The 26,350-nt window shown below is 71.5% G+C and carries 24 protein-coding genes and 1 tRNA gene; 9 read left to right on the top strand and 16 right to left on the bottom strand.

The window, feature by feature from the left end; all coding sequences use genetic code 11:
- Nucleotides 1–97: 97 nt before the first annotated feature.
- The 7 genes from ACFYZR_RS15605 to ACFYZR_RS15575 all read right to left on the bottom strand — a co-directional run bounded on the left by ACFYZR_RS15605 (nt 98) and on the right by ACFYZR_RS15575 (nt 9,495).
- Entirely contained in the window at nt 98–2,149 is a 2,052-nt protein-coding gene (locus tag ACFYZR_RS15605; RefSeq protein WP_391910317.1) for a restriction endonuclease, read from the bottom strand.
- A 91-nt stretch (nt 2,150–2,240) separates the two neighbouring features.
- On the bottom strand, nt 2,241–2,849 hold the full coding sequence (locus ACFYZR_RS15600) for a hypothetical protein (protein WP_391910315.1): 609 nt from the start codon (nt 2,847–2,849) through the stop codon (nt 2,241–2,243).
- Nucleotides 2,850–2,971: 122 nt separating this feature from the next.
- Nucleotides 2,972–5,044, bottom strand: a complete 2,073-nt coding sequence (locus ACFYZR_RS15595; RefSeq protein WP_391910313.1) for an RICIN domain-containing protein — start codon at nt 5,042–5,044, stop codon at nt 2,972–2,974.
- Between the two features lie 116 nt (nt 5,045–5,160).
- On the bottom strand, nt 5,161–6,894 hold the full coding sequence (locus ACFYZR_RS15590) for a sigma-70 family RNA polymerase sigma factor (RefSeq protein ID WP_391910311.1): 1,734 nt from the start codon (nt 6,892–6,894) through the stop codon (nt 5,161–5,163).
- Between the two features lie 163 nt (nt 6,895–7,057).
- Nucleotides 7,058–7,786, bottom strand: coding sequence for an SDR family oxidoreductase (locus ACFYZR_RS15585; RefSeq protein WP_391910309.1), 729 nt, complete (start codon nt 7,784–7,786; stop codon nt 7,058–7,060).
- 172 nt (nt 7,787–7,958) lie between these two features.
- Nucleotides 7,959–8,031: transfer RNA gene (locus tag ACFYZR_RS15580), tRNA-Arg, on the bottom strand.
- A 111-nt stretch (nt 8,032–8,142) separates the two neighbouring features.
- On the bottom strand, nt 8,143–9,495 hold the full coding sequence (locus ACFYZR_RS15575; protein WP_391910307.1) for a M6 family metalloprotease domain-containing protein: 1,353 nt from the start codon (nt 9,493–9,495) through the stop codon (nt 8,143–8,145).
- A gap of 245 nt (nt 9,496–9,740) precedes the next feature.
- Between ACFYZR_RS15575 and ACFYZR_RS15570 the strand changes: the two genes are divergently transcribed.
- Nucleotides 9,741–10,439: a TetR/AcrR family transcriptional regulator gene (locus tag ACFYZR_RS15570; RefSeq protein WP_391910305.1), complete on the top strand. Its 699-nt coding sequence runs from the start codon at nt 9,741–9,743 to the stop codon at nt 10,437–10,439.
- A 73-nt stretch (nt 10,440–10,512) separates the two neighbouring features.
- On the top strand, nt 10,513–12,015 hold the full coding sequence (locus ACFYZR_RS15565; protein WP_391910303.1) for an MFS transporter: 1,503 nt from the start codon (nt 10,513–10,515) through the stop codon (nt 12,013–12,015).
- A gap of 170 nt (nt 12,016–12,185) precedes the next feature.
- Here ACFYZR_RS15565 and ACFYZR_RS15560 read toward each other — a convergent pair whose 3' ends face one another.
- A complete protein-coding gene (locus ACFYZR_RS15560; protein ID WP_391910301.1) occupies nt 12,186–12,716 on the bottom strand; it encodes a MarR family winged helix-turn-helix transcriptional regulator in 531 nt (176 codons plus the stop codon).
- Nucleotides 12,717–12,861: 145 nt separating this feature from the next.
- Between ACFYZR_RS15560 and ACFYZR_RS15555 the strand changes: the two genes are divergently transcribed.
- Nucleotides 12,862–13,719: a dioxygenase gene (locus ACFYZR_RS15555; protein ID WP_391910704.1), complete on the top strand. Its 858-nt coding sequence runs from the start codon at nt 12,862–12,864 to the stop codon at nt 13,717–13,719.
- 57 nt (nt 13,720–13,776) lie between these two features.
- A complete protein-coding gene (locus tag ACFYZR_RS15550; RefSeq protein WP_391910702.1) occupies nt 13,777–14,625 on the top strand; it encodes a GyrI-like domain-containing protein in 849 nt (282 codons plus the stop codon).
- Here ACFYZR_RS15550 and ACFYZR_RS15545 read toward each other — a convergent pair.
- Complete coding sequence (locus tag ACFYZR_RS15545; RefSeq protein ID WP_391910299.1) at nt 14,622–15,131, bottom strand: EF-hand domain-containing protein; 510 nt, start codon at nt 15,129–15,131, stop codon at nt 14,622–14,624. The two genes, ACFYZR_RS15550 and ACFYZR_RS15545, sit on opposite strands and share 4 nt — an antisense overlap.
- 233 nt (nt 15,132–15,364) lie before the next feature.
- On the opposite strand from ACFYZR_RS15545, the gene ACFYZR_RS15540 reads away from it, so the two are divergent.
- The gene (locus ACFYZR_RS15540; RefSeq protein WP_391910297.1) at nt 15,365–15,910 is read left to right on the top strand and encodes a hypothetical protein; all 546 of its coding nucleotides are present in this window, start codon (nt 15,365–15,367) and stop codon (nt 15,908–15,910) included.
- A gap of 44 nt (nt 15,911–15,954) precedes the next feature.
- Here ACFYZR_RS15540 and ACFYZR_RS15535 read toward each other — a convergent pair whose 3' ends face one another.
- The 3 genes from ACFYZR_RS15535 to ACFYZR_RS15525 are packed head-to-tail and all read right to left on the bottom strand — an operon-like array spanning nt 15,955 to nt 17,218.
- The gene (locus tag ACFYZR_RS15535) at nt 15,955–16,152 is read right to left on the bottom strand and encodes a DUF397 domain-containing protein (protein WP_391910295.1); all 198 of its coding nucleotides are present in this window, start codon (nt 16,150–16,152) and stop codon (nt 15,955–15,957) included.
- Entirely contained in the window at nt 16,149–16,364 is a 216-nt protein-coding gene (locus tag ACFYZR_RS15530; RefSeq protein WP_391910293.1) for a DUF397 domain-containing protein, read from the bottom strand. The genes ACFYZR_RS15535 and ACFYZR_RS15530 overlap by 4 nt, the downstream gene beginning before the upstream one ends.
- Nucleotides 16,352–17,218 (bottom strand): helix-turn-helix domain-containing protein, encoded by an 867-nt coding sequence (locus ACFYZR_RS15525; RefSeq protein WP_391910291.1) that lies wholly within the window; start codon nt 17,216–17,218, stop codon nt 16,352–16,354. Before ACFYZR_RS15525 ends, ACFYZR_RS15530 begins: the two co-directional genes overlap by 13 nt.
- Before the next feature lie 178 nt (nt 17,219–17,396).
- Here ACFYZR_RS15525 and ACFYZR_RS15520 point away from each other — a divergent pair, with 178 nt between their 5' ends.
- On the top strand, nt 17,397–17,624 hold the full coding sequence (locus tag ACFYZR_RS15520) for a hypothetical protein (RefSeq protein WP_391910289.1): 228 nt from the start codon (nt 17,397–17,399) through the stop codon (nt 17,622–17,624).
- Nucleotides 17,621–17,857 carry a hypothetical protein gene (locus ACFYZR_RS15515; protein ID WP_391910287.1) on the top strand — a complete coding sequence of 79 codons (237 nt, stop codon included), beginning with the start codon at nt 17,621–17,623 and terminating at the stop codon, nt 17,855–17,857. Before ACFYZR_RS15520 ends, ACFYZR_RS15515 begins: the two co-directional genes overlap by 4 nt.
- 34 nt (nt 17,858–17,891) lie before the next feature.
- Here ACFYZR_RS15515 and ACFYZR_RS15510 read toward each other — a convergent pair whose 3' ends face one another.
- From ACFYZR_RS15510 to ACFYZR_RS15500, 3 genes are all read right to left on the bottom strand, one after another.
- Nucleotides 17,892–18,539 (bottom strand): class F sortase, encoded by a 648-nt coding sequence (locus ACFYZR_RS15510; protein ID WP_391910700.1) that lies wholly within the window; start codon nt 18,537–18,539, stop codon nt 17,892–17,894.
- Nucleotides 18,540–18,768: 229 nt separating this feature from the next.
- Entirely contained in the window at nt 18,769–19,341 is a 573-nt protein-coding gene (locus tag ACFYZR_RS15505) for a hypothetical protein (protein WP_391910285.1), read from the bottom strand.
- Nucleotides 19,342–19,702: 361 nt separating this feature from the next.
- Complete coding sequence (locus ACFYZR_RS15500) at nt 19,703–21,583, bottom strand: glycosyltransferase family 87 protein (RefSeq protein ID WP_391910283.1); 1,881 nt, start codon at nt 21,581–21,583, stop codon at nt 19,703–19,705.
- Nucleotides 21,584–21,978: 395 nt separating this feature from the next.
- Between ACFYZR_RS15500 and ACFYZR_RS15495 the strand changes: the two genes are divergently transcribed.
- Both ACFYZR_RS15495 and ACFYZR_RS15490 read left to right on the top strand, forming a co-directional pair.
- On the top strand, nt 21,979–22,908 hold the full coding sequence (locus ACFYZR_RS15495) for a hypothetical protein (RefSeq protein WP_391910281.1): 930 nt from the start codon (nt 21,979–21,981) through the stop codon (nt 22,906–22,908).
- Between the two features lie 105 nt (nt 22,909–23,013).
- The gene (locus tag ACFYZR_RS15490; RefSeq protein ID WP_391910279.1) at nt 23,014–23,403 is read left to right on the top strand and encodes a peptidase inhibitor family I36 protein; all 390 of its coding nucleotides are present in this window, start codon (nt 23,014–23,016) and stop codon (nt 23,401–23,403) included.
- 105 nt (nt 23,404–23,508) lie between these two features.
- Here ACFYZR_RS15490 and ACFYZR_RS15485 read toward each other — a convergent pair whose 3' ends face one another.
- Nucleotides 23,509–26,094 carry a D-alanyl-D-alanine carboxypeptidase family protein gene (locus ACFYZR_RS15485; protein ID WP_391910277.1) on the bottom strand — a complete coding sequence of 862 codons (2,586 nt, stop codon included), beginning with the start codon at nt 26,092–26,094 and terminating at the stop codon, nt 23,509–23,511.
- Nucleotides 26,095–26,350: the final 256 nt, after the last annotated feature.

The raw sequence follows: 26,350 nt of genomic DNA, 5'->3' as shown, positions 1-26,350 counted from the left end.
GAGGCTCCGCCGACAGAACCCGATGGATCAAGGAACTCCACACGAACGGGTGATCGAGAGTTCGAGCGGGTGATCAGGCGGACGATCACACCGGCGATCAGGCGACCTCTATCCCGTACTCCTGCACCAGCGCCTCCAGCCCGCCCGGGTACCCCTTCCCACCCAGCACGAAGTCCCAGTCGCCGTTCGCCCGCCGCCGGAAGGAGCCCAGCACCAGCGCGGTCTCGCCGGGCCGCCCGTCCGAGACCTCCATCTGCCCGAGCTCGGCGCCCGAGGCGTCGGCGAGGCGGATACGGGCGTCGGTGAACTGCGAGAGGTCCGCCTCCGGGTTGACCTCCGGGTCTATGGCCGCGACCAGCACCAGCCGGTCGGCGGCGGCCGGCAGCTCCTCGAAGGCGACGCGCAGCGCCGCCTTGTCGGCGAGGGTGGGCTCCAGCGCCCGGACCGAGCCGTCGGGGGTGCGCGGGTTGTTGTAGAAGACGAAGTGATCGTCGCTGAGGACCCGGCCGCCGTCGCAGACCAGGGCGCACACGTCCAGGGCGACCCGGCCGGACCATGACATGCCCAGCACATTGTGGGACTCGGGCCGGTCCTCGGGTCGGTCCTCACCGGAGGGAGCCGCACCGCCGCTCCCCCGGGCCGCCGCCGGGCGGGACGTCCCGCCCCCGAGCCGGCCGCGCAGCCCGTGCTGGGCCAGCAGGTCCACCAGCTCCTCGCCGGAGACGAGCGTGAGCGGCTTGCCGTTGGCGAAGGCGTACGAGCCCGGGCCGAAGCCGGACGTCGTCACCAGGACGCCCTTGTTGGCGCCCGCGCCCTGCACCGTGCCGTACAGGTCGCGCACGGCGGTCGGCGGCACGGTCTTCCGGTACCGCTTGACCTGCACGATGATCCGGCCGCCGCTGATCGGGTCGGGGTCCAGGGCCTCGACGTCCACGCCGCCGTCGTTGGAGCGGGTGGTCATCACCGCCCGCATGCCGCGCGCCCGGAACAGCTCGGCGACGAGCTCCTCGAACGCGATGGGGTCCATCTCGAAAAGGTCCGGGTCGTCACCGCCGCCGTGGGAGACCACGCCGCGCCCGACGTCGCCCGGCACCCGTCCCGGGCGGACGGCGGCGAGCTGGTCGGGCCGGCCGGACAGCTGTCCGCCGAGCCCGTCGACGAGACAGTCGACCGCGCTGACCTGCTCCAGGCGCAGGCCCGAGAAGACGGACCGGCCCACCGTCACCGAGGCCAGGACGATCTGGGCGCGGTGCCCGGTGGCCGGGTCGTGGTCGTCGACGAAGCCGTTGAGGGCGACGGACTCCAGGATCCCGAACTCGTCGGCCGCGAACAGCTCCCGCATCGCCAGCAGCACGCACTGCGCCAGTACGTCCCGGTAGGCGCCGCGGCGCTGGGTGACGGGCCGGGCCGTCTCCTTCTCCTCGTCCGCCGTCGGCATGTACCGCACCGACTTGATCTCCGGGACGATCCCGAAACCGGGCAGCTCCCAGTCGAGGACGAGCTGCCGGGCGCCGGGGTCATAGGCGGCGGCTATCTGGTGCGGGAACTCGTCCGGCCAGGCGGTGGAGGCGTAGAGCGCGGCGGAGAAGTACTCCACCACGGCGTCCGGATCGCCCTCGCGCAGCGCGGTGATCATCTCGCCGATGCCGGCGTTGTGCCGGTGGACGTCCGCGAGCGCGGCCGCGGCCCACTGGTCGTACTGCTGCCGGTAGGCCGCGAGCTGCTGCTGCCGCTGCGCCTCGGCGGCCTGCGCGGCGTGCCAGTCGTGCTCGTACTGCGAGCGGTTGCCGAAGCCCCGGTAGGCGTTCGGGTCCGGCATGGGCACCGGCTGCCCCAGGTGGCCGGGGTTGAACGGCTCCAGCCGCTCGGGCCGCTCCAGCGCGCTCGTCCGGAAACCGGGCGCCCCGCACCCGGCGACCAGCAGGCCTTCGAGCGCCGCCATCCGCGCGTCGAGCTCCTCCGTGCGCCGGCGCGCCTCGGCCTCGCGCGCCTGCCGGTACGCCTGGCGCCGCTCACGGTCCTGGCGCGCCAGATCCCGGTCGTACGCGCGCTGCTGCCGTTCCTGCTCGCGCTGCTGCTGCGTCAACGCCCGCTGCCGGGCCTCCTGCTGACGCTGCTGCTGACGCTGCGCCTCGGCCCATATGCTCATCAGTCCACTGGAGCGGCGACTCATCGGTTACGTTCCTCCCCCGGCGGACTGCGCTTGCATGTCGACTTTAGTCGGCTTGCGCGTGAATTGATCACCGCCTGGCGAAAGACCGCCCCGTAGACCGCTCCGGGCGGCGGGATCGCAGCACGAACCAGCCAGCGATCAGCGCGATCGTGCTGATGACCGCTGTCAGGACGACGGTGGTCAGCCGTGCGCCCCCGGCGAAGGAACGGGACGGCGCCGTGCCGGATTCCGGCGTGGCCGCGGGCGCGGCCGCCACGCGGGCCGCCGGGGCGGGCGCCGGGGTGGTGGCCGTCGGGGTGGCCGTCGAGGCGGGCACGGTGACGGCTGCCTCACCGTGGCCGAGGTCGGGGAAGCCGCAGTGGAGAGTGACGGTCCAGTTGCCGGGCGGCAGGGACTCGTGGGTGGTGTAGGCGCCCTTGGTACCGGGGACGGGGACGAGCACCCAGGGCCCCTGGGTGTGCCCGGCGGCGTCCCGGGCCGCGAGGGTCCCGGCGACCCGCTCGTCCACGGGGTCGCCGTCGTTGTCCCAGGTCGCGACGGTCCGGATGTGGCCGTCCGACGGGGGTCCGGCGACGGTGAGGCGGATCGTGTCGCCGTGCGCGGCTGCCGGGCCCGCGGCGCCCAGGGCGAGCAGGACGGCGCCGAGGCAGGCGGCCGTACGGGGACGGAAGGTCATCGTGCGCTCCAGGGGACGTGGGGGGGGTGGGGGGAAGGGCCGGCGGCCACCGGTGGGGGGGGGGTGGGGGGTGTGGCCGCCGGCCCGGATCGAGGAGGAACAGATCGAGGAGGAACAGGGCGTCAAGAGGCCTTGGCCGGCGTCCAGTTCTGGTAGCCCTGGTCGTTGCGCTGCTGGAGTTCCAGCAGGCGACCGCCGTAGTACTCGCGGTTGCTGATGCCCAGCACCAGCCGCGAGCCCTGCGGCTGGAGGACGTACGAGCCGTCGCCCGCGGCGGTCAGCCGCCACTTCTGGGCGGCCGTGCCGTCGCAGGACCGCTGGGCGACGTACTGGCCGGCCACGGCCCGCCCGTCGGTGCCCGGCTGGAGGCACTTGCCGGACTGGACGGACTTCATGCGCACCGCGCCGCCGCCCGCGTCCTCGAACGTCCACTGCTGGTTGGCGTAGCCGTGCCGCTGGTAGGCGATGGCGACGGTGCCGTCGGCGGAGGAGCTGCCCCACAGATCGGCGGCCTGTCCGGTCAGACCGTTGACCAGCACGTACTTACCGCCGGGCCGGGTCGGGCCGGTGGTCGCCGCGAGGGTGCGGAAGGACGCGGCGCGGCCGGGCGCGGAGACCTTGCCCTGCCCGTCGCGCACGGCGACGGCGACCCGGTGCGCGGTGTCGGGTGCGAGCCGGGTGATCCGCAGGGCGGTGCCGCTGACGTCGGCCAGCTTCCTGCCGTCGAGGACCAGCTCGTAGCCCGTGGCCCCGGTGACCGGGTTCCAGCCGACGAGCGCGGAGTCCGGGCCGATCTGGGTCACCTGGACGTCGGGGCCGGTGGACGGGCGCGTCGGTCCGGACGTGGGACCGGTGGTGGGGGTGGGGCTGGGCGAGGGGTTGGGGTCCTTGCCGCCGCCGCCCGCGATCAGGAAGCGGTTGTTGGCGATGTTCCAGTGGGTGGCCAGATAGCTGCCGGGGCTGGGGTTGGTGTGGAAGTAGTCGTCGTGGTGGCAGTCCAGGCGCTGGTCGCCGGCGCGGTCGGGGCAGAGGATCTGCATCTGCGGGTAGTTGGGCGCGTCCGAGTAGCACATGATGTCCCACTCGTCGACACAGTGCCCGGCGCGGCTGGTGTGCGGGGCGCTGTTGTTCACGGCGCCGAGGTTGTGGCCCAGTTCGTGGGCGGGGGTGCTGCCGCCCCAGCAGCCGGAGTCGGTACGGCCGTAGGAGGGGCCGAAGTTGCTCATATTGTCCTGGCCGGGGCGCTCGTCACCATTGAAGGTGCCTATGCCGCAGTAGACCTGGGTGTCCGCGAAGATCATGTACTTGCGGTCGCGGCGGTTGAAGCCCTTGGCGGCCAGCGCGTCGTTCGTCGCGCCGAACTCCTGGAGGGCGCCCGCGGGCAGCTCGACGTTCAGGACGGACGCGGTGCAGTCGGACTCGGTGACGTAGCGGACGTGCCGTTCGCCGCCGGTCTCCTGGGCGCTCGCGTTGTAGATGAGGTCGGTCTCCGCCGCCCACTGCTTGAACGAGGCGGCGTACTGGGCGAAGCGGTCCCGGCCGGGCGCGTGGGCGTACAGCACCTGGACGCGGTTGCCGCTCGCGCCGTCGCCCTCGCAGACCACGCGGGAGCCGGACGGGGCCTGCGGCGTGGTCGTCCCGGAGCCCGGGGCGGCCGGGGCCGCCAGGCCGCCGGTGCGGGCGTCGAGGACGGGCTGGGCACCGCGCAGCGCCTCGGCGGCCGAGGGGGCCCTGCCCCCGTCCCCGGCCGGGTCCGTGGACCCGGAGGCGGTGGCGCGGGCCACCGGCGGGGTGTCCTTGGCGATGTCGACGTCCTTGGGCGGCGCGTCCGGGCCGTGGGTGCACAGGCGCGCGAAGGAGACGCGGTAGACGCCGGCGCAGCGGTCGCCCTTGGGGGCGGGGTCGAGGCCCTCGTAGACCATGCCGCGCGAGGCGTCGGACTTCGGAGTGGTGGTGAGGGGGGTGGGGGGTGCCTGGTGCTGCGGCGCGGCGGCGGGCACGACCGCGGCGTCGGCGAGCGGGGCCCCGGCCTCGGCGTCCGGCGCGGGGCCGGTGCCGGAGCCCAGGGTGAGGACTCCGGCGGCGACGGTGGCGGCCGCGATCGTCGCGGCCGCCGTGAGTATGAGCGGTCGTCGTCCGCTCTTCTTCCGACGATGGGTGGTACCGCGTCTTTCGCGTACGTGCTTGGAGCGCATGGATGATCCCAACGGTCGTGTCGTGGAGGGTTGGTACGGCCGGGCCTTCGCGGGCCCGGCGGGACCGCGCGACGGGCGCGCGGAAGCATCGGTGGGTGGGGTCGTGCGGCGGTGGCTCAGCGGGCGGCGACGACCGGCGTCCAGTGCTGCGGCGATCCGGCGGTAAACGTGACGCCGACGCCGAGTTCGGTCAGCGAGCAGTCGCGGACGACGTCGTGGCGAGCCGCGCCGCGCGTCCACACGGTCATCGCTCCGGCGAGGTCGAACCGCCCGGCCGAGACCGCGCCGGCGCCCGCGCCCGCGAGACTCCAGCGGTGCCGGGGATCCACCTTCTCCTGACCCCGGTCCCGGTCCTGATCCCGGTCCTGCTCCCGGTCCTGGTCCCGGGAGACGTCGAAGCGGCCGCGCACGGCCAGTTCGTCGGCGCCGCGCTGGGCGACGACGACCAGCTCGGCGCTGGCGCGCAGCGGCCCGCACCCCGCCTTGGCCCGCTCGGCGTTGACCTGGCGCTCGACGTCCCGGGCGGCCTCGTCCCGCTGACCGGTCCCGTTCCCGGTCCCGGACGTGGTCGCCGGCGCCGGGGTGCGGACCGGGGTGGCGGTGCGCGCGGAGGGGGACGCGGAGTCGTTACGGGCGGGCTGCCGTTCGACGGGACGGTGGGCGGCCGCGGACGCGGACGTGGCGTCACGGGCCTCGGGGGCCGGCGCGGAGGGTGAGGGCGCGGGCGGCGAAGGGAGCTCGGTCCGCAGGGAGGTGAGCGGAAGCACGACGTTCTCCGCACCCCGGCCCTGGCTTCCGTCGTGCGTCCCGCTGCCTTCCGGAGCGGGGGCGAGGTAGCGGTACCCGCCCAGGATGCCGACGGCGACGGTGACGGCCAGGGCGGCGGCGGTGACGACCGCGCGGACGCCGGGCCGACGGCGTACGGCCGGGGCGGGCGCCCCCGAGGACGTACCGGGGGCCACCCCTCCCACGCCGCCGGAGGAGCCGGCCGTGGCACCGGCCGTGCTCCCGCTCGTGGCACCGGCCGTGGCGAAGGCGACGGGCTGAACGCCCGGCACCCCGGCGGCGAACCGGTCCAGCAGGGCGGTGCTCACCGGGACGAGCCCGAGGCCCGCGAGCAGTCCCTCGGCGGGTATGAGCGCGGTCCAGTGGCCGCCGCACTCGGCGCAGCCGCGCGTGTGCCGGGCTATGCGCTTGCGCCACAGCGGGGAGGGCGTGCCGTCCCAGATGCCGACGATGCCGGCGAGTTCCGGGCAGCGCGGGGTGGTGGCCAGGGCCCGTACGACGGCCCGGGCGGTCTCCAGCTGGAGCTTGGTGCGCTGGATGCGTACGGCGGTGTGCTGCGGCGTGAGCTCCAGCGCCGCGGCGACCTCGGCCCGGGTCAGCTCGCCCGTCGTCTCCAGCCACCACAGGGACAGCGCGGCCCGCTCGTTGTCGTCGAGCCAGCGGGTGGCCTCGGCGACCTGACGGCGCTGTCCCTCCAGGCCGAGCCGGAGGATCGTCAGCTCGACGAAGTCGGCGCCGGGGTCGGAGAGGTGGCACGCCTCCTGGAGCCCGCCCACGGGGGCGTCCTGCTGTCTGCGCCAGTGGCCGCGGATCCGGTTCATGGTGATCGCGACGAGCCAGGAGCGGAAGCGGGAGGCGTCGCTCAGCCCGGAGAGACCGCCCACCATCCGGATCATGGTCTCCTGGACCACGTCGTCGACGTCGGCGTGGCCCTTCAGCGCCCTGCCGACGATGTTGTAGACCAGCGGCAGGCAGGCTGCCACGAGTTCGCCCTGCGCACCCGCGTCCCCGGCCCGCGCCGCCTCGACCACCTCGGTCACCCCGGTCACACTCTTCACAGTCACGCCTCGCCACCTCGTTTCCGCCCGCCATTCCTGGCGTTCCGATGCATGGGAGACCTGCGGTAACAGGGGGCATAACGAAAACTGGTCCAACTTTTCGGCCACTGCTTCGCCACCGGCCGATCACGGCACGGGGTGCCGAAGCAGTCGGCAAGGCGTGAAGCGGTCAGGAGAGCCAGTCGGTGTAGCGAGTGGGGGCGAGGTGAGCGTCCTTGTCGGTGAGGACGTCGCCCTTGACGACGGCGAACATGCCGGCGGTGGGGTCGGTGACGACGGTGCGGTCGTCGCCCTTGTGGGCAAGGGTGATCCGGCCCAGTTCGTCCAGGGTGAAGATCTCGGGGCCGGCGATGTCGCGAATGCCGTTCAGCGGGGCGCCCGCGGCGACTTCCGCGACCTCGGCGGCCACGTCCCTGGCGGCGATCGGCTGGATCGGCGTGGCGGGCAGCCGGACGGTACCGGCGTCGGCGGTCCAGGACATGACGGCGTCCATGAACTCCATGAACTGCGTCGCCCGGACGATCGAGTAGGGGATCGGCCCGGCCGCGAGGATCTCCTCCTGGAGCGCCTTGGCCCGGTAGTAGTCCAGCTCCGGGACCCGGTCCGTGCCGACGATCGAGAGGATGACGAAGTGGCCGACGCCGCCCTTCCCCGCCTCGGCCAGGAGGTTGTCCATCGAGGTCCGGAAGAAGGCCGGGGAGGCTTCGTCGAAGGTCGGGGAGTTCGTCAGGTTGACGACGACGTCGGCTCCCGCCACCGCCTCCTCCAGTCCCCTGCCGCTGATGACGTCGACTCCGCTGGACTTCGAGTGCGGCACGGCCTCGTGCCCGGCGGAGTTCAGGTTCTCGACGACCTGCGAGCCGATGAGTCCGGTGCCGCCGATGACTGCGAACTTCATGACATGCCCTTCATGCCCTTCATTGCGAATGGGTACGCAATATGGCATATCACCCACGGTATGGGCGTACGAAGAAGCGACGCCCGGAACGGCAAACGGCCCCGGACGAGGAGTCCGAGGCCGAATGGACCGCCTTCCCGAGGAAACCCCAGGCCGGCGCGTTACTACGAAGTGCCCCCGGGCAGATTCGAACTGCCGACACCCGCTTTAGGAGAGCGGTGCTCTATCCCCTGAGCTACGGAGGCGGGGCATGAGCGCGTCCGCCGGCGCCCGCGGACACCCCTGGGGGCCGCGCGGCCTGCGAGGACGCTCGACGGACAGGTTAGCGGATCGGCGTGCGGCCGGTCAGTGGGCCATCAGGCGTAGTCGTCCGTATCGTCCGCCGGAGGGCGGCGGGTGACCAGGACGCGCCAGTTCCCGGCACGGTCCCGGCCGAGGACGTCGATGGCGACGCCGGCCGCCGTGCAGCGCTGGCCGGTGCGGTAGGGGGCGTCGGTCAGGGCCGGGCTGACGTTGGGGTCGCCGGTCAGACAGCCGCGGCTGCCCGGGGTGGCGTCGGAGGTGCGCACGGGCGCGCCGCCCGAGGGCAGGTCGGAGGCGACGGTCGTGACGAGGACGCCGGGGCGGCAGACGGCGTGGTCGAGGCGGCCCGGGGCGCGGGCCTCCAGGGTGATGGCGCGGGTCGGGGAGAGGGGGATCACGGCGAGCTTGGGGCCGCCCGGCACCGAGGTGGGGCTCAGGGTCAGCACGCGGCGGCCGGGCCGGGAGACGCAGTGGACCTGCGAGGGGGCCAGCCAGCCCAGCTTCCACTTGTGCCAGGCGAGGAAGTCGTTCGAGGGCCCCCAGTCCTCGTCCATGGGGTCCCAGTGGCCCACGGGGGTGCGCGGCAGCCGGTTCTGGTCGCCCCGGTAGAGGTCGGGGAGGCCGAAGCTGTGGGCGTTCTCGTGGTTGAGGACGCGGTAGGGGCTGTCGCCGGTCTGCCGGCTCCAGATGAAGGAGACGTTCCGGATGGGGGTGCCATTGCGGGAGGTCAGTCCCGTGGCGGCGCCCGCGAAGGTCACCGAGCGGACGTCCTGGACGGCGGGCGGGCCCGCTTCGGGCGTGGCCAGCACGTTGATCAGGTCGTAGTGCCGGAAGTCGACCCGGCCGCCGACGGCGGCCAGGATCTCCTTGGTGATCGCGTAGTAGCCGTCGTCGCGGTTGGGGTCGAAGGTCGCGCCGCGCGTGATGCCGTACGAGCGGTACGGGCGGGACATGCGGATCCAGCGCGGCCAGGGCGTGGAGCGGTAGTCGAGCCGCCCGTAGGAGCTGACGCGGTAGTAGTCGGCGACGGCCGGGAAGAACTCGGCGTACCGCTTTCGCGGGCTCGTCCTCGCCGGGGCGTCCGGGAAGTCGATGAGGAAGGTGGCGGCCCGTACGACGCCGCTGGACCGGGCGTACCCGCGCGGGGTGCGGGCCCCCTCGGAGACGTGCCGGGTGACGGTGCGCAGCGCGCACGGGCCGCTGGGCGGCCTGGCCCCGCCCCGGAGGCCGGCGGCCGGGGCGCCGGTGGACGGGTCGGCGGAGGAGGAGTCGGCGGCCGTCCCGTCCGTGACGGCCGCACTCCGGCTCGCCGCCGCCGCGCCCCCGGCCTCCCCCGCCCGCGCGGGCAGCGGTGCGGTGAGGGCGCCCACCGTGGCCGCCGCGACCAGGATGACCAGGGGTCTCATGCCGCCTCGCCTTCATCCCGCCGTCGTCATTTCGTCGTACTCATCACCCACCCTGTGCCCGGTGAGTGGGCCCACGCGCCTTGGACTGCGGCAGACGGGGAGCGGAATCCCGCCATCCGGGGGTGTGATTCACGCCATACGGCGCCCTGAAATATCCGGGGAAGCTCTCCCCGTTTAAGTGAGCGTTCCTGCCAAACGGGGAGTTCCTCCCCGCATAGCGATCCTCACGGAAGGAGGGCACGGCCTTGGCCACAGCCCAGCAGCCCCGCCTGCGCGCCGACGCCCTGCGCAATCGCGAGCGGATCGTCGCGGCCGCCCGCGAGGCCCTCGTCGAGCACGGGGCCGATTCCTCACTCGATGAAATCGCTCGACGTGCCGGGGTCGGCAATGCCACGCTGTACCGGCACTTCGCGGACCGCCGCGAGCTGATCCACCATGTCACCCTCTCCGTCATGGCCCGTATCGCCGACCGGGCGGAGGCGGCGCTAGCGGAGGAGCCCGATGCTTTCCACGCGCTGAGGCGCTTCGTCCACGCCGCGGCGGACGAGCGGATCGGGGCCCTGTGCCCCCTGCTCGCCGAGGGCGTCGACAAGAGCCACCCCGACCATGTCGAGGCCCGCGACCGGCTGGAAAGCGTCATCGAGGCGCTGATGGCCGCCGCCCGCGCGTCCGGTCAGCTCCGCGCCGACATCGGCATCGGCGACCTGATGGTGGCCATCACCCAGCTCACCAGACCGCTGCCCGACACCGGCTGCCATGACTTCGGCCAGTTCGTCCACCGCCATCTCCAGCTGTTCCTGGACGGCCTGATGAACCCGGCCCGGTCGGAACTCCCCGGCACGCCCGCCACCTTGGCGGACCTGCGCAAGGGGTTCCCCCCGGCAGCGGACCCGGCCACCGGCCCGGCCACCGACCCGACCACCGGGGACGCACCCCGCCCGTAGCCCGCGCGGCCCGCGCACCGGACAGATCCACCACGACCCACCGCACACCCAGACCGCTAGGTAGGCCCCACCCATGCCAGAACTCCGCACCGAAGCCGACCCGAGGCGCTGGAAAGCGCTGATATTCATCGCCCTGGCCCAGCTGATGGTCGTCCTCGACGCGACCATCGTGAACATCGCGCTGCCCTCCGCCCAGGCCGACCTGGGCATCTCGGACGGCAACCGGCAGTGGGTCATCACCGCCTACGCCCTCGCCTTCGGCGGACTGCTGCTGTTCGGCGGCCGGATCTCCGACCTGTGGGGCCGCAAGCGCGCCTTCGTCACCGGCCTGATCGGCTTCGCGGCCGCCTCCGCGCTCGGCGGCGCCGCGGTCAACACCGCGATGCTGCTGGGCGCCCGCGCCCTCCAGGGCGTCTTCGGCGCGCTGCTCGCCCCGGCGGCCCTGTCGCTGCTCGCCGTGCTCTTCACCGAGGCGAAGGAGCGTGCCAAGGCGTTCGGCGTCTTCGGCGCCATCGCGGGTGCCGGTGGTGGTGTCGGCCTGATCCTCGGCGGTCTGTTCACCGAATACCTCAACTGGCGCTGGACGTTCTTCGTGAACATCCCCTTCGCCATCGTGGCCGCCGCCGGCGCGATCTCCGTGATCCGCGAGCCCGCCGAGGGCCGCAACCCCTCGAAGCTGGACATCCCCGGTGTCATCCTGGCCACCCTCGGCCTGGTCTCCCTGGTCTACGGCTTCACGCGCGCCGAGTCCGACGGCTGGTCCGCGGGCATCACCGTCGGCCTGTTCATCGCCGCGGCCGTGCTGCTGGGCGTCTTCGTGCTCGTCGAGCGCACGGTGAAGGCCCCGCTGCTGCCGCTGCGCGTGCTCACCGACCGCAACCGCGGCGGTGTCTACATCTCCCTGGGCCTGGCCGCCATCGCGATGTTCGGCCTGTTCCTCTTCCTGACCTACTACCTCCAGGTCGTGCGCGGCTTCTCGCCGGTCAAGACCGGTCTGTCGTTCCTGCCGATGATCGCCATGATGATCACCGGTTCCACGCAGATCGGCACCCGCCTGATGACCCGCGTCCCGGCGCGCTGGCTGATGGGCCCCGGCTTCCTGCTCGCGGCGGCCGGCATGGTCCTGCTCACCCAGATCGACCTGGACACCTCCTACGCCACGGTGGTCCTGCCCGGTCTGATGCTGATGGGCCTCGGCATGGGCACGGCCTTCATGCCCGCCATGAGCCTGGCCACCCACGGCGTCCAGCCGCGTGACGCGGGTGTCGCCTCGGCCATGGTCAACACCTCGCAGCAGGTCGGCGGCGCCATCGGTACCGCGCTGCTCAACACCATCGCGGCCAGCGCCACCACGGACTACTTCAAGTCCCACATGGCCGGTGCCACCAACCAGAAGGTCCTCACCTTCCAGTCGATGGTGCACGGCTACTCCACCGCCGTCTGGTGGGCGGTCGGCATCCTGACGCTGTCCGCGCTGGTCGCCCTCGTCTTCGTCAACGCCGATCCGGGCAAGGGCCCCGCCGCCTCGGCGGACGGCGAGACGGCCGAGGACGCGATCCCGGTGATGGCCCACTGAGGCCTTGAACGCCACATCTTGAACGCCACATGAGGAGGGCCCCCGCCGAGGGAATCGGCGGGGGCCCTTCGCACGTGCGGGCCGGCTCCGGATCACCGCAGCCAGGGTCGGCTCCGGGTCACGGCAGCCAAGGCCGGCCCCGGATCACCGCAGCCAGGGCCGGTTCCAGGTCACCGCAGCCAGGGCAGGTCGGCGCCCTCCGGCTGGAGCCCGGCGGCGATGATCCCGCACACCTCGCCGAACCGGGCGACCTGCTCGGGCGTCAGCCGGTCGAAGACCGCGCCCCGGACCGCTTCCACATGCCCCGGCGCGGACCTCTGCAACATCTCGAAGCCGGCGTCCGTCAGCACGGCCAGCTGCCCGCGCTTGTCCGACGGGCACTCCTCGCGCCGCACCCAGCCGCTCTTCTCCAGCCGGGCGATCGCGTGCGAGAGCCGGGACCGGGTGATCTTCGCGCTCTGCGCCAGCTCGGTCATCCGCATCCGGCGCCGGGGCGACTCCGAGAGCTTGACGAGCAGGCCGTAGTAGACGTGCGGCATGCCCGCGTCGCGCTGGAGCTGCCGGTCGAGATAGTCCTCCAGCAGCGTGGAGGCGTGCTGGTACGCCCGCCAGGCCTCCTGCTCGGCGGCGGTGAGCCAGCGGGGCTCGGCGGCGGCGTCCTTCGGGCCGAGGACCTCCGGGGGGCGGGGTCGGTTCGTCATGACATCCACTGTTTCACTCGCGGGTTCCCTCCGGTGCGACGACCAGCCATTGCTTGAAGCTTAAATAATAAAGTTGTAAGGTCGGGGATGCTAGATGTTTGAGACTTCAAGCAACTTCAGCGACTTCGGCGAATCGGAGGCTGTCATGCCGGCACCGGCACCCGGGCGCGTGCCCGCCCTCTACCTCTCCCACGGCGCGCCACCCCTCGCGGACGACCCCATATGGCCGGGCCAGCTCGCCGCCTGGGCCGCGGACCTGCCCCGGCCCACGGCGATCCTGATGATCTCCGCCCACTGGGAGGAGGCCCCGCTCGCGCTGGGCGCCACCGAGACCGTGCCGCTCGTCTACGACTTCTGGGGCTTCCCCGAGCACTACTACCGCGTCCAGTACGCGGCACCGGGCGCCCCTGCCCTCGCGGACCGGGTGCGCAGGACGCTGCGGGGCGCCGGTACGCCCGTACAGGACCTGCCCCACCGGGGGCTGGACCACGGGGCGTACGTCCCGCTCGTCGAGATGTACCCCGGCGCGGACATACCCGTCCTCCAGATGTCCCTGCCCACCCTGAACCCCACGCGACTGCTGGAGATCGGCCGGCGGCTCGCCCCGCTGCGCGACGAGGGCGTCCTGATCGTCGGGAGCGGCTTCTTCACCCACAACCTCGCCGCCCTCCGCCACGCCGGCTCCGGCCCGCCCGGCTGGTCGGCGGAGTTCGACGCGTGGGGCCGCGAGGCCCTGGCGGCGGAGGACGTCGACGCGCTCCTCGACTTCCAGCACAAGGCCCCGGCGGCCCGGCTGGCCCACCCCCGTACCGAGCACTTCGCGCCGCTGTTCGTGGCGATGGGCGCGGCGGGCGACGACCTCGGCGCCCAGAGCAGTGTCATAGACGGCTTCTGGGGCGGACTCGCGAAGCGGTCGGTGCAGTTCGGTCAGTCCTGGTCGCGGCTGTCCACCCGACCGGACCGGGCACAGGATGTCGGGTCCGGCAGGGTGGTCCCTTCCTAACGTGAGTGACCGAAAGGGAAGGAGTCCGGGGTGACGCTGGAACGGCTGAACCAGGCGATGGAGCACATCGAGTCACACCTCGACCAGCCGATCGACGTGGCCGAACTCGCGCGTATCGCGGCGACGTCGGAGTACCACTTCCGCCGGCTGTTCTCCGCGCTGGCGGGCCTCCCGCTGTCGGAGTACATCCGCCGCAGGCGGCTGACCGTCGCGGGCGCGGAGGTGCTCGCGGGCGAACGGACGCTGCTGGACGTCGCGACGCGCTACGGCTACGGCTCGGGGGAAGCCTTCGCCCGCGCGTTCCGCGCCCACCACGGCGTGGGACCGGGCGAGGCCCGGCGAACGGGCGCGGCGCTGCGCTCCCAGCCCCGGATGTCCTTCCGCCTCATCGTCGAAGGGAGCAGCAGTATGCGATACCGGATCGTGGAGAAGGACGAGTTCCGTGTGGCCGGAAAGAAGGCCCGCGTCCCGCTCGTGTACGAAGGGGTCAACCCGGCGATAGCCGAGTTCGTCCGGGGCATCGGGAAGGAGACGCTGGACCGTGTCTCCGCGCTGTCGGACCAGGAGCCGGCGGGGATCGTCGCGGTGAGCGTCCTGTTCGACCCGTCGCGGGCCGAGGGGACCGAACTCGACTACTACCACGGCGTGGTGACGAGCGCCGAGACGCCCGAGGACGATCTGGACGTGCTGCCCGTCCCGGCCGGGACGTGGGCCGTCTTCGAGAACTCCGGCCCGTTCCCGCAGGCGCTCCAGTACCTGTGGCGGGACGTGTTCACGCAGTGGTTCCCCTCGAACCCGTACGAGAGCCGGCCCGGGCCGGAGATCCTGCGGGTGAGCCCGTCGGAGGACGGGACGCGGGCGGACGCGGAGCTGTGGATCCCGGTGACGCGGTCCACGGCCGACTAGTAAAGGACCTCACCCATCGGGGAGCCGTCGCCGACGATGTAGGCGCGGATCGACGCCAGATACGCGTCACGGCCGATCCGGCCGTCGCCGTCGGCGTCCAGCGCGTCGAACGCGGCGGCGGCGTTCCCGGGCGGGTTGTTGAGCGCGGTGCGCAGCGCCGTGAACTCGGCCTTGTCCAGGGCACCGTCCCCGTCGGCGTCGACGAGGTCGAACAGCGAGCCGAGCGCGAACCGGCAGATGTTGTCGAACTTGTCGGCGCCCACCCATGCGTTGTACTCGTCGAAGGTCAGCTTCCCGTCGTCGTTCGCGTCCATCGCCGCCCAGGCCTTCCGGCCCTCGGCACGGGCGGTGACGACGAGCGGGTCGTCCTCCGTGCGTTCGGTGGCCAGGACGGTCCGGTCGATCCGGGAGAGGTAGTCGTACGCCGAGATGACCCCGTCCCCGTCCGCGTCCATCATGGCGAAGACGCGTGTTCGCGCGGCGGTGGCGGCGATCGTACGGCTCACAAGGATCTCCTTCTGCTCGGCGAGGACTCGTCCGGCGCTTCCTACCCGGCACGTTCCGCGTGCCATGCGACCGGCGGGAGCAGGGGCGCGCGTGACCGCGCGGCGGCCGGGGGCACGCGGGTGATGCGCTTCGGGACGCCTGGTCAGCACGTGCCGCTCTGGGTAGTCACGTCCCGCTAAAGCGCGGAACATGACGGTCTGGAGGGCATGTGTTCGGTATGCGCGGTGCGGCGGTGGCTCTGGGTTCCCTGCTACTGGTGGGCTCATCGGTGGTGTGGGCACCGGCCGGCCAGGCCGGGACGGGCGAGGGTGGCGGCGGACGCTGGGGCGGTGACGGACGCTGGGGCATCACCTGCACGGGCAGCAGCATGAGCCACTACGACCCGCCGCTCACCCTCACACCCCATCCATCCCACGTCCACGCGGACATCAGGTACGACTCCTGCACCATCGCCCCCGGCCACACCGTCCCGGCCACCGGCTCCTTCGACTCTGACCTGCCGGAACCGGTGTGCATCGAGCTGGCCGGTGGGAACGGAGTGGAATCCGTCCACTACGCCGACGGCCACAAGTCACTGATCGTCTACGACAGCGCGACGACCGCCCGCGCCGCCGGTCTTCTGATCCTTGAACAGTCGGGCCACGTCAAGGAGGGACGCGGCAAGGGCCACCTGGTACGGCGCACCGTCACCGGACCGCCCCACGAACTCCCCACGGACTGCCTCACGTCCGGCCTCCGGGGTGGCGGCAACGGGGTTCAGCTGGAGATCCAGCCGTAGCGTTCCGGGACGCGGCCGGGGCCCGCCGGACGGTTCGGGGCGCCTCAGCCGCCGGCCCCGAACCCCCCGGCCCGGAGGCCGGCGACGAACGCCGACCAGGCGCCCACGCCGAAGGTCAGTGGGGAGCGGGTTAAGTCCTTGCTGTCGCGGGTTGCCACCACCCCCTGCCAGACTGCGATCTCGAAACACTGGCCGTTCCCGCTGCTGTAGGAACTCTTGCGCCATATGCCATCGGGGGTCATCGCTCGGCCACCGTGACGATTTCATCGATCGCGGCGACGAATGCCGACCATGCACCGGCCTCCACAACAAGGACGGGACCGTGGGGGCTTTTGCTGTCACGAACAGGAACAACACCGGGTAAGCCATCGGCGACTTCGACGCAGTCGTTTTCCAAACCGCTGTAGCTGGATTTTCGCCATCGCGCCTTGTCGGCACCGGCTATGTCGGGCACTGGTAATCCTCCATGTACGTACGGACGAGCTCCAGCGATTCGCGCTCCGGCAGGGCCAAACCCCTTACCGCATCGAGCCGCTGCGAAAGCTCCACCACTCGCTTGGGAGACTCCACCAACTCGCCCGATCCGAACGATTCGACGTAGGCCAGCATCGTTCCGTTGGGTGCGGTGAGAAGCGTCAAGCTGCCGCCGAGCATCCAATATTCGCCTCGCTCGAAGGGTAGTACCTGAACAGTGACGTCCGGATTCTCGGCGGCCTTCAGGACATGACTGAGCTGGTCGGCCATGACCCCGCTTCCGCCGACCGGCCGCTTGAGCGCCGCCTCGTCCATGACCGCCCAATACGGTGGCGGCTCCTCACGGCTGAACACACGCTGACGCTCCATCCGCATCGCCACGGCTTTATCGAAGTCGCCACTGGGAGCCTTGGGGCGGGCCGTGTGGAGCAGCGCCCGCGCATAGTCCTCCGTTTGCAGCAGCGCCGGGACCGTACTGCTGGTGAAAACCTGGATGCGTTCGGCCTGCGCTTCCCTCTCGGCCGCCTTGCGACCGTACTCCTGCACCGAGCCCTCACGGGCTGCCTCCAGCAGCTTGACGAGCGTTCCGCCCATGTCGAAACGCCGATCCAACGCGACAGTCAGGGCATCGGACGGCAACTGCCCACCGTTTTCCACCCTGTGGATGTAGGTGTGGCCGTAGCGCGTCTCCTCCGCGAGGTCTCGAAGTGACAGCCCCTCGCGCCTCCTGAGGTGCTCAATCATCGCCCCGAGGACCTGCCGTGCCGTCAGCCGATCCCCCTGTTCGCGTTCCATCATCGAACAACCGCCCGTCACCATCCGCGAGTTGTGCACACGTCTCCCCTGGTGAGGGTATGCCCCTGCCCTCAATCCTGGTAACCGCCTGATCACTGACCGCAGGGGGCTCCGGCGCCCCTTGTCTTCGTCAGGCAGAGGACACGCCACACGCAGTACCCCCGCGACCGAGCGACCGGTCCGGGGGCGTGGCCAACGCTAGATAGGAGCGTCAGCAATGCATGACCTTATCCGCCGGTGGCTCGCGTGGGCGAGGGCGGTTTTCCGTACGAACAACTCCCGCGCGGGCGGCGACCGTACGTGCCCCACCTGCGCGGGGCTCGCGGCGCCGCCGCAGACCCAGCCCCGGCCCGTCGACGACGCGTCGTACTGGGTGTGGATCACCGCGCACGGCATCGACCTCCGCCCCCGCGTGCCGCACCACGACACGGAGGCGGTCCGGTGACCGACAGCACCGCTCACGGCGACGCGCTGCGCGCGAAGGTGGCCGACGCCAACCAGCAGAGCAGGCAGCGGCTGGCCTCCGCCAGCGGAAATCCTCCCGAACCACCGGCTCCCCGTTGCGCTGAATGCTGGGACATCAAGCGCCGCCGCGCCGCCGCCCTGCGCGTCGACGACCGTCAGGAAGCCGCGCGGATGACGACCGCGATGGGCGTCCACCAGCGCGACGCCCACTGACAAGCGCGCCCGGCACGGGCACCGGCCCCCTCCCTCAGCTCAGCAGCCCCGGAGGGTGCCGGACCCCCGTCAGGTGCGCGTACACGACCACGTTGCCCAAGTACTCGTCCGCCTCCGCCGAGAAGCCCCCACCGCAAGTGATCACGCGCAGCTCCGCCCGCCCGTGGCCCGGCGGGCCGACCGTCCCGTAGACCTTCTCGGAGGGGAAGTCCGCCCGGTCGTAGACCTCGATCGCGTCGATCGTGAAGACGGCCGTCAGCGCGTCCGCCCGCGCCACCTCCACCGTGTCGCCCTTCTTCAGCGCGCCGAGGTTGTAGAAGACGGCCGGGCCGTTGGCCAGGTCGACGTGGCCGGCGACGACGGCGGTGCCGGCGGCGCCGGGCGGGGTGCCGCCCGCGTACCAGCCGGCGAGGTTGCCGTCGTCCTCCGGGGGGCTCGCGAGGGTGCCGTCGGGGCCGAGGCCGAGGGGGGTCATGGGCGCGTCGACCTGGATGCCGGGGATGCGGACGCGCGTGGGCGCGGCCGACGGCAGGGGCGGTACGGCGTGGTCGTCGCGGCGCGGGCCGAGCAGTGGCTCCCCCGGGGTGGGGAACGCCTGGGCCCGGGACGGCTGCGGGGGCGGCTTCTGGTCCTTCGCCCCGTGCTCGATCAGCCAGCTGCCCGCCAGCAGTGCCACCGCCAGGACGACGGCGAGCGCGGTCTTGTGGCGCGAGTCGCGCGAGCCATGGGGCCGGGGCGTGCGCGGGCGGGACGTGCTCGGGCGGGACGTGCGCAGGCACGCGCTCGCCCACCGCCCCGCGCCGGGGGCCTCGCCGGGGGCCGGGCCCCCGGCCCCCGGGCGCAGCGCGCGCGTCCGGGGGCCCAGGGGCGGTCCGGCCGGCACCGGGAACCGTCCTCGGTCCTCGGTCCGGTCAGGCCTGGTCGGGCTGGTCGGGCCGGTCGCCGCCGCCGCGGCGCCGCAGGAACCAGACGCCGACGACCGCCGACGTGCCCAGGACGGCCGCGCCGGCGATGACCTCGGCGGTGCCGGAGTCGTCGCTGGTGCCGCCGACGCCGGTCTTCATGCCGCCCTTCGGGGTCATGGGCGACATGCTCGGGGCGGCGGAGGGCGAGCTCTTCGTGCCCGCGCCCGCCTTGACGACCAGGTCGCCGGTGGCCTCCTTGCCGTTGGCGCACTTGGCGCCGATCCCGTAGGTGCCGGGTTTCGCCGACTTCGGGACCATGAACTGGCCGACCACGTCCTCCTTGTGCGTGCCCGGCTTCAGCTCGAACGACGCCGGGCCGCCCACGGCGCTCGCGTCGCCCGTGCCCTTGCCGTCGGGACCGCAGACGGTGGTGTTCACCGTGACCGTGGCGCCCGACTGGACCGTACCCGGGGTGACCTCGAGCTTTCCGAAGTGATCGGCGGCGAGCGCGGGGGCGGCGGCCGTCCCCAGCGCGGCTATGGTCAGCGCGGCCCCGGCGAGCACTCGTGCGTTACGCATGCTTCCTCCGTGAGCGCGGGCGCGGCACGCCGATGTGCCGCAGCGGGAGTCGGAATGCCGCGCTCCTCTCTGCCGAGGGAAACCGCGCCCGAAGGGGCCCGCACCCGGCGGAACGGGCCACCGACGGCCCGGGGCGACCGGGGGCGGGGCCGTATGGGCAGGTCATCCCGGGGGCGCGAGATCATCCGGACGGCCTCCCCGCCGAGACTGCGAACGGGTGACCGAGAGAACACTCTCGGTCACCCGTTCGAGGTCCGTGCCCCGAAGGGGCGCGGGGCAGTGTTGATGTGCGGCTACCGCCGCGTGGGCGCGACCAGCCACGGACGGCCCGCAGCCGTACGCCCTCGCTTCCGGCGAAGCGCTACCGCGCCAGGTCGTCCGGGCAGCCCGTGCCGCGCGGCAGCTTGTACTTGGCCACGATCCGGTACGTACCGGGGTGCGGGGCCCGCAGCAGGGTCCAGTCGTCCTCCGGCTGGCCCGCTCGGGGCTCCTGGACCTGCTTGGCCAGACACCCGCTGACATTGACCGGCGGCTCGCCACCCGGCCCGGCCTTGGGGGGCTGGATGTCCTTGCCCTGCGCGTCGACCAGGCCCAGCCACGGCGAGTAGGGGACGCGGATCAGCACCGGGCCCGGCTTGTCCACCGTGACGGTCAGCCCCTCGGCGTCCGAGCGATCCACCACCGCGGGCGGGTCGGCGAGCGGCGTGGGGTCCTTCACGGCGAAGACGCGCCAGTTGTCGTCGGACCAGACCTCGCGCAGATACGGCTGGCCGCTCTCGACGAGCTTGGCCTCCTCGACGGCCGCGTTGTCCGGCTCGTCCTTGGGCAGCACCACATAGGCCACGGCCCAGCGGCCGAGCCAGGCGCGGTAGCTGTCCGGGGTGAGCATGCCCTCCTCATAGAAGAGCGGATTCCGCTTGAGGTCCGCCTGCCGGTTCCAGCCGCGCGCGAGATTGACGTACGGGGCCAGGGCCGACGCCTCGCGGTGGCTGCGGGCCGGGACGACCTCGACCCGGCCGCCCGCCGCGTCCAGCTTCTGGAGCTGGTCCACGAGGGGGGCGAGCTCCCGGGCCCAGGAGGCGGCGGGGGTGGTGTGGATGATGTCGCTGATGGAGTTGGCCAGCTGCCAGCCCGTGATGGTCAGTATGGCGAGCACGGTCGCGAGCCAGGCCCGGCCCCGCCCGATCAGCTCGGCCCTCGGCGGCACCTCCATCCCGGTCAGCGCGGCGACCAGCACCACACCGCCGAAGACCATGCCGAGCCGGGAGATGTTCGTGCCGATCTGCGAGGGGATCAGCCAGACCAGCAGCACGCCCAGGACGTAGAGCGCCGACACGGCCCGTACCGTGCGCCAGGACGAGGGCGTCATGAAGAAGCCGAAGATCCCGGCGAGCAGCGGCAGGATCGCCGAGGCGAAGGCCATGGGCTGCTGCCCGGAGAACGGGAACAGCCACGCCGACAGCGCCACCACCAGCACCGGGGTCACCCCCAGCGCGTACGCCGCGGGCCGGCGCCGGCCCAGCCACAGCGCCGCCGCCACGATGCCGACGAACAGGCCGGCCACCGGGCTCGACGCCGTCGCCAGCCCCGCCATCATCCCCGCCAGCGCCGCCCGCGCCCAGCGATATCGGCCCGTGGAGCGCCAGCGCACCGGCCACGCGAAGATCATGGCAACCGCCGCCAGCCCGAACATCGCGCCGAGCCCGAAGGTCACCCGGCCCGATATGGCGTTGCACATCAGCGCGAACGTGCCGTAGAGCGCCGGCCACAGCGGTCTGCGCACGACACGACTGCGGACCAGCAGCAGCGCGATCAGGCCGGCCGAGACCGTACCCGCGATCATCATCGTGGTGCGCACGCCGATCGCGGCCATGATGTAGGGCGAGACGACGCTGTAAGAGACCGGGTGCATCCCGCCGTACCAGGCGAGGTTGTACGCCGAGGCCGGGTGCTGGAGCGCGAACTCCGCCCACGCGTCCTGCGCGGCGAGATCGCCACCGCTGTTGGCGAAGATGCAGATCCACAGGATGTGCAGGGCGGCGGCCACGAAGAGGGTGATCCCGACCGTCCCGGTGAGCGCGGCGTAGCGCCCGCCCTTGGCGTGGTGCGGGACGACGGCCCACGACGGTCGCCGACCTGGCCTACTCCGGCCGTCTTGGTCGTCATGTCCGGAGCGGGTGCTCCCGTCCGGACTGCCGGGCTCTCCCGGCGTACCGGCCCGCGCCGGTCCCACGGTGGTCACTGCGGCTCTCCCCGTCTTCCCCCCAGGTCATCGTCACCCATTCTTCACGCACACCCGGATCACCTCGGCAGCGGGCGGCACGGTGAGTCGGTCCGTGCGGCCCTTCGAGGGTAGTGGCACCACGCGGCCGGCCCCACGGCCCGGCCGCTGGCGCTCCGACACCGGGCCGCTATCCGGGCCGCCCGGCGCCCACGGGAAAGTTTCCACCAAGCCGATTTTTACCAGAAGCGAGTTGATTGATCCACTATACCCGCTTCAATGTATATTGCACCCACCCCCCTCAAGACTGCCGGGAATCACCTTGATCAACATCGCGAAATCATGCTTGAATACCGACGCGAGCCCGGTATCGAGGAACGAAATACCGGGCCATTTTCAGGGGGACGGGTTCAGTCATGAGCCGACAAACAATCAGCCACAACCTGCGAACGGAACTGGTCGGCCTGACCGGCGCCATATGCCTTTTCCTGACCGGCTGCGGCTCATCTCATCAATCCACTCCCAAGGCGGTAGAGGAAACACACGCTCCAGAACTTCTGCCGAGCGTTGATCTGCATCTCCCGATAGAGACCTATCTCTTTTCCGATGAAGACTCGGAAAAAATGGCCAGAGCCGGCGCCGCGCTGCGCAAGAAGTGCCTACGCCGATTCGGCCTCGACTACGAGATCAACCCGCCGGGCCCGCCGACCGGACCGCGCACCCTCATGGAGCGCCGGTACGGGGTGACGGACAAGACCGAGGCAGCTGCCAACGGATACCACCTCGGCGACCGCGACCCGCGCACCCACCCGGCCCACCAGCCCAAGCTCTCCGCCGAGCAGCAGCAAGTGCTCACCGGGCGCTCTCAGGAAAACGCCGGCGAGGGTGACAGCACGCTCCGGGTCAACGGTGTGACAGTACCGCCCGGCGGCTGCTACGACGAGGCGAAGAAGGAATTGGTCGGCTCCGGAAAACTGGGCTCGAGCGATGTGGCCCAGCAGGCCAACTTCCAGACTTTTACCGCCAGCCGGTCGGTGCCGCAAGTGAAGCAGGCATTCGAAGCATGGTCCAGCTGCATGAAGGGGAAGGGCTACTCCTATCCCGACCCCTTGGCGGCCATCAGCGACGGCCGCTTCCAGGGGAACTCACCCACGCAGCCGGAGCGTCAAGTGGCGACTGCCGACGTGGCTTGCAAGCAGCAAGTGAACCTGATCGGAATATGGTTCACGGTCGAGACTTCCTTGCAAAAGGAACTGATCGCACGGCAACGAGCTGACTTCGCCGCGGCATTGACGGCAAAGAACGAACAGCTCACCAAAGCCGCGAGCGTACTCCGCGATCAGTGAAGCAGTGGGCCGACACTTTTACGTCCTGGCACGCCCACCCTTTCCCAGACATACCTGGGGACTGCACACACGCCATGGACGACCGTAAAGAGAGGACCGAAAGAAATGAAGCGCACCCCTAAGCTCGCCGCAGCGGCCCTGGGCGCTGCCCTGCTCGTCCCCACCCTCGCCACCACCGCGCAGGCCAGTGCCGGCGACTGCGAGGAAAGCCACTTCTGCTTCTTCTACAACTCGAACCAGCAGGGCTCCCACAACGCAATGCAGAGCAACGCGTCGGACCTCTCCGGATACACGTTCACCAGCCGCGGAAACGGCCAGGGCGTAAGTGTCAAGAACCACGCGGCATCCGCTGTCTCCAACGTATGCATGACCGTCCGGGTGTACTACAACTCCAACTACAGCGGCCCCATGGACATGTTCAACTACCGCGAGGCCAGCAATCTGGACAACACGTACAACAACAACGCCTCGGTGCGGTTCGCCGGAGACTGCTGAGAACCGACGCGCATAGCGGCTTGGGTCACTGCGACCAAGCCCCCGCAACACAACCGGGCCCCGGTACACGCCAGCGCGTACCGGGGCCCGGCCCATGTCCACCCGTCAGGAGACTCGTGTCAGTTTCGCGCCGAACGACGGCTCGGCGAGGTTCTTCTGCAGTGCCACCGGCACCTTCACCGCGCCCATGCCGCTGCCGACCGAGAGATATCCGACCTCTGTGCCGGACTTCGCCGTGTGCGGCACGGTCGTCTCCAGGGGCCTGATCTTCAGGTCGACCTTGAGGCCGGGCCAACCGGCGACGGTGAGGTCCTTGGTCGCGACAACCGGGGTGCGGCCGCCGAGGCCGTCGTCCACATGGCCGACGACGTCGCCCTTCTTCACAACAGTGCTGGTGGACAGCATCTTGCCCGTCGCCAGGATGAGGTCCTTGCTGTGACCGGTCGCAGTGTCGATGATCGGCGCCTTGTGCTGTCCGAAGACCGCGCCGATGATCAGCTGGGTGGAGAGGCCGACCTTCTTTTCCGCGGCGAAGAGCAAGTTACCTCCCGCCTTGGTCGTCGAACCGGTCTTGATGCCAACGACACCGTACGCGGGCACCAGCTTGTTGAAGTTGCGCTGCACCTTCTGATAAGCCTCGCGGCTGCTCGATCCGGAGGCAGTGGTCGAGTTGTACTGGATCGCCTTGGAGATCTCCCGGAAGATCGAGTCCTGCATAGCCTTCTTCCCCAGCTTCACCTGATCTTCAGCTGTGCTGACGGTGCTCTCCATCAGACCACTGGCGTCGGTGTAGGTGGTGTGGGTCATACCAAGCTCCTTGGCGGTGTCGTTCATCTTCTTGATGAACGCCTCCTCGGAACCAGCATCCCAGCGAGCGAGCAGCCGTGCGACATTGTTCGCCGACGGCAGCATGACGGCCTGCAGAGCCTCCTTCTCGGAAATCTGCTGACCCTTGTGGACCTCGACAACGGACTCGTTTTCCTTGTCACCGTTGACGAAATCGTCCTCGGCCTTCTGATCGATATCGATCAGCGGCCCGTTGTCGCCCGGCTTCAGCGGGTGATCCCGCAGGATGAGGTAGGTGGTCATCACCTTGGCAACGCTGCCGATGGGGAGCGGCTTCATCTCGCCGTACGAGCCGACCCGGCCGAGTCCATCGACGTCCACGACTGCCTGGCCCTCTGTAGGCCAGGGGAGGGACGGCTTCTCTCCGGAGAAGACGAACGACGACTTGCCGGCAAGCATCAGATTGGGGGCCGGCAACGGCCGGAACATCTGAACCACCACGAAGATGATGCCGAGCAGGACCACGAGCGGGGTCCAGATCTTCACCCGCCGCAGCGTCGTGCGCAGCGGCGTCTCCGGCGGCGGCGGAGTGTTCGTCAGCTGCGCGAGCAGGTCGAGCGGCGCGGCCGGGTCCGGGGCGGCGGCCGGGCCTGCGGGACGGCCCGGGGGCGGCGGGACCTGCGACTTCCCGGGCGCGGCCTTCGCCGGCCCGGGCGTCGCGGACTGCGGCTTCGCGGGCTGCGGCTTCGCCACGGCCGGGGCGGCCTTGGCAGGTGCCTTGGCGGCCTGCTCGGCGGGCGCGGCCTCGTCGTCCTTCTTCAGCGGGACGAACTGGCTCTTGCGCTCGCCACCGGGCGCCGGCTGCGGGGTCGGGGCCTTCAGCAGCTCGGTCGGCTGGTCGCCGTTGTCGGGCTTGGCGGCGTCCGTCTTGGGAGCGTCGGTCTTGGGGCGCACGGCACGGAAAACGGCCGTCGCCTGGTCGGCGCCGGACTTGTCCTTGCCGTCCTTCTCACCCTCGGCAGCGGGCTTCTTCCCGTCCACGGACGCGTCGTCAGCGGCGGCGTCCGCCTTCGGGCGCACCGCGCCGAAGACAGCGGTGGCCTTGTCCACGGCAGCGGGCTTCTTCGCCTCGGCGGCCGTGTCGCCGCCGGTTTCGTCCGTCTTCGGGTCCGTCTTCGGGTCCGTCTTCGGGCGGACCGTACGGAAGACGGCCGTCGCCTGGTCGGCGCCGGACTCGCCCTCCGCGTCGGCGGCCGCGTCGTCGTCGGACCCGGCCTTCGCAGTCGCATCCGCAGTCGCATCGGCCCGCTTGGCCCACGCGGGGCCGTCCGCGGCGTCCCTCGCCGTACGCGGCGCTCCTGCCGGGGCGTCAGCGGCCTTACCGGCAGGGGCGTCCGCAGTGGCGTCGGCGCGGCCCGCCGACGGCTTCTCACCTGCGGCGTCGGCCTCGGCACCGGCCTCCGGGCCGTCCTCGTCCTCGCCCGCCACCCAGGCGGCCACGGCGGCCTTCAGCCGGGCGTCGCCCTTGCCGCCGCCGCTCCCGCTCCCGGCGGGCTCGGCCGACTCAGCGGCCTTCGCAGCCGCATCGACACCGGAGGCACCAGAGGCACCGGAGGTACGAGAGGCACCGGAATCGGCCTTGGCCGCCGCCGACGCGTCCTCGCGGGGCTGCCGGCCCTCGCCCGAGCCATCGGAGCCATCGGAGCCGTCAGAACCGCCGGACGCGCCGGACTTGTCGTCCGCCTTGCCGCCCGTCCTACCGTCCGCACGGTCCTCGGCCGTGTCCGTGGCGGCCCGGAAGACTCCGAGCCGGGGGTCGCGTTCATTGCCGGTCGTACCAGTGGTGCGAGTCGTCTCCCCCGACGACTTCCGCTGCTCCGACTTGCCGGGGGACTCGCCCGCCACCGATGCCTCCTCGAATTCCGCGCACGTACACCGAGGCGGGACGACAAGCGCCCCGCAGCCCGGATTGTCTCAACGTCTATCAGTGTCCTCTGCCGCCGTCGCGCCAGGGCACAGCTAGCGGGTCACAGAGCGGTGTCCGCCTTCACCCACGTGCAAGACGAGACGACATACCTACCGGTTCCCACCCGAAGCCACCACGCGCTCTCGACAGACCAATGTGAGAGGGGTCACCCTGTCACTCATCCACGCGGGGAGG

The organism is Streptomyces sp. NPDC001678 (assembly GCF_042892945.1).
GTDB lineage: Bacteria > Actinomycetota > Actinomycetes > Streptomycetales > Streptomycetaceae > Streptomyces.
The sequence above is the reverse complement of the archived record's forward strand: the minus strand, read 5'-3'. Positions and strand labels throughout refer to the sequence as shown.

Bases quoted from the DNA above. Each gene is read 5' to 3' on its own strand.
- ACFYZR_RS15605 (WP_391910317.1), bottom strand. From the start codon at position 2,149: ATGAGCATATGGGCCGAGGCGCAGCGTCAGCAGCAGCGTCAGCAGGAG.
- ACFYZR_RS15600 (WP_391910315.1), bottom strand. From the start codon at position 2,849: ATGACCTTCCGTCCCCGTACGGCCGCCTGCCTCGGCGCCGTCCTGCTC.
- ACFYZR_RS15595 (WP_391910313.1), bottom strand. From the start codon at position 5,044: ATGCGCTCCAAGCACGTACGCGAAAGACGCGGTACCACCCATCGTCGG.
- ACFYZR_RS15585 (WP_391910309.1), bottom strand. From the start codon at position 7,786: ATGAAGTTCGCAGTCATCGGCGGCACCGGACTCATCGGCTCGCAGGTC.
- ACFYZR_RS15575 (WP_391910307.1), bottom strand. From the start codon at position 9,495: ATGAGACCCCTGGTCATCCTGGTCGCGGCGGCCACGGTGGGCGCCCTC.
- ACFYZR_RS15565 (WP_391910303.1), top strand. From the start codon at position 10,513: ATGCCAGAACTCCGCACCGAAGCCGACCCGAGGCGCTGGAAAGCGCTG.
- ACFYZR_RS15560 (WP_391910301.1), bottom strand. From the start codon at position 12,716: ATGACGAACCGACCCCGCCCCCCGGAGGTCCTCGGCCCGAAGGACGCC.
- ACFYZR_RS15555 (WP_391910704.1), top strand. From the start codon at position 12,862: ATGCCGGCACCGGCACCCGGGCGCGTGCCCGCCCTCTACCTCTCCCAC.
- ACFYZR_RS15550 (WP_391910702.1), top strand. From the start codon at position 13,777: ATGGAGCACATCGAGTCACACCTCGACCAGCCGATCGACGTGGCCGAA.
- ACFYZR_RS15535 (WP_391910295.1), bottom strand. From the start codon at position 16,152: ATGACCCCCGATGGCATATGGCGCAAGAGTTCCTACAGCAGCGGGAAC.
- ACFYZR_RS15520 (WP_391910289.1), top strand. From the start codon at position 17,397: ATGCATGACCTTATCCGCCGGTGGCTCGCGTGGGCGAGGGCGGTTTTC.
- ACFYZR_RS15505 (WP_391910285.1), bottom strand. From the start codon at position 19,341: ATGCGTAACGCACGAGTGCTCGCCGGGGCCGCGCTGACCATAGCCGCG.
- ACFYZR_RS15495 (WP_391910281.1), top strand. From the start codon at position 21,979: ATGAGCCGACAAACAATCAGCCACAACCTGCGAACGGAACTGGTCGGC.
- ACFYZR_RS15490 (WP_391910279.1), top strand. From the start codon at position 23,014: ATGAAGCGCACCCCTAAGCTCGCCGCAGCGGCCCTGGGCGCTGCCCTG.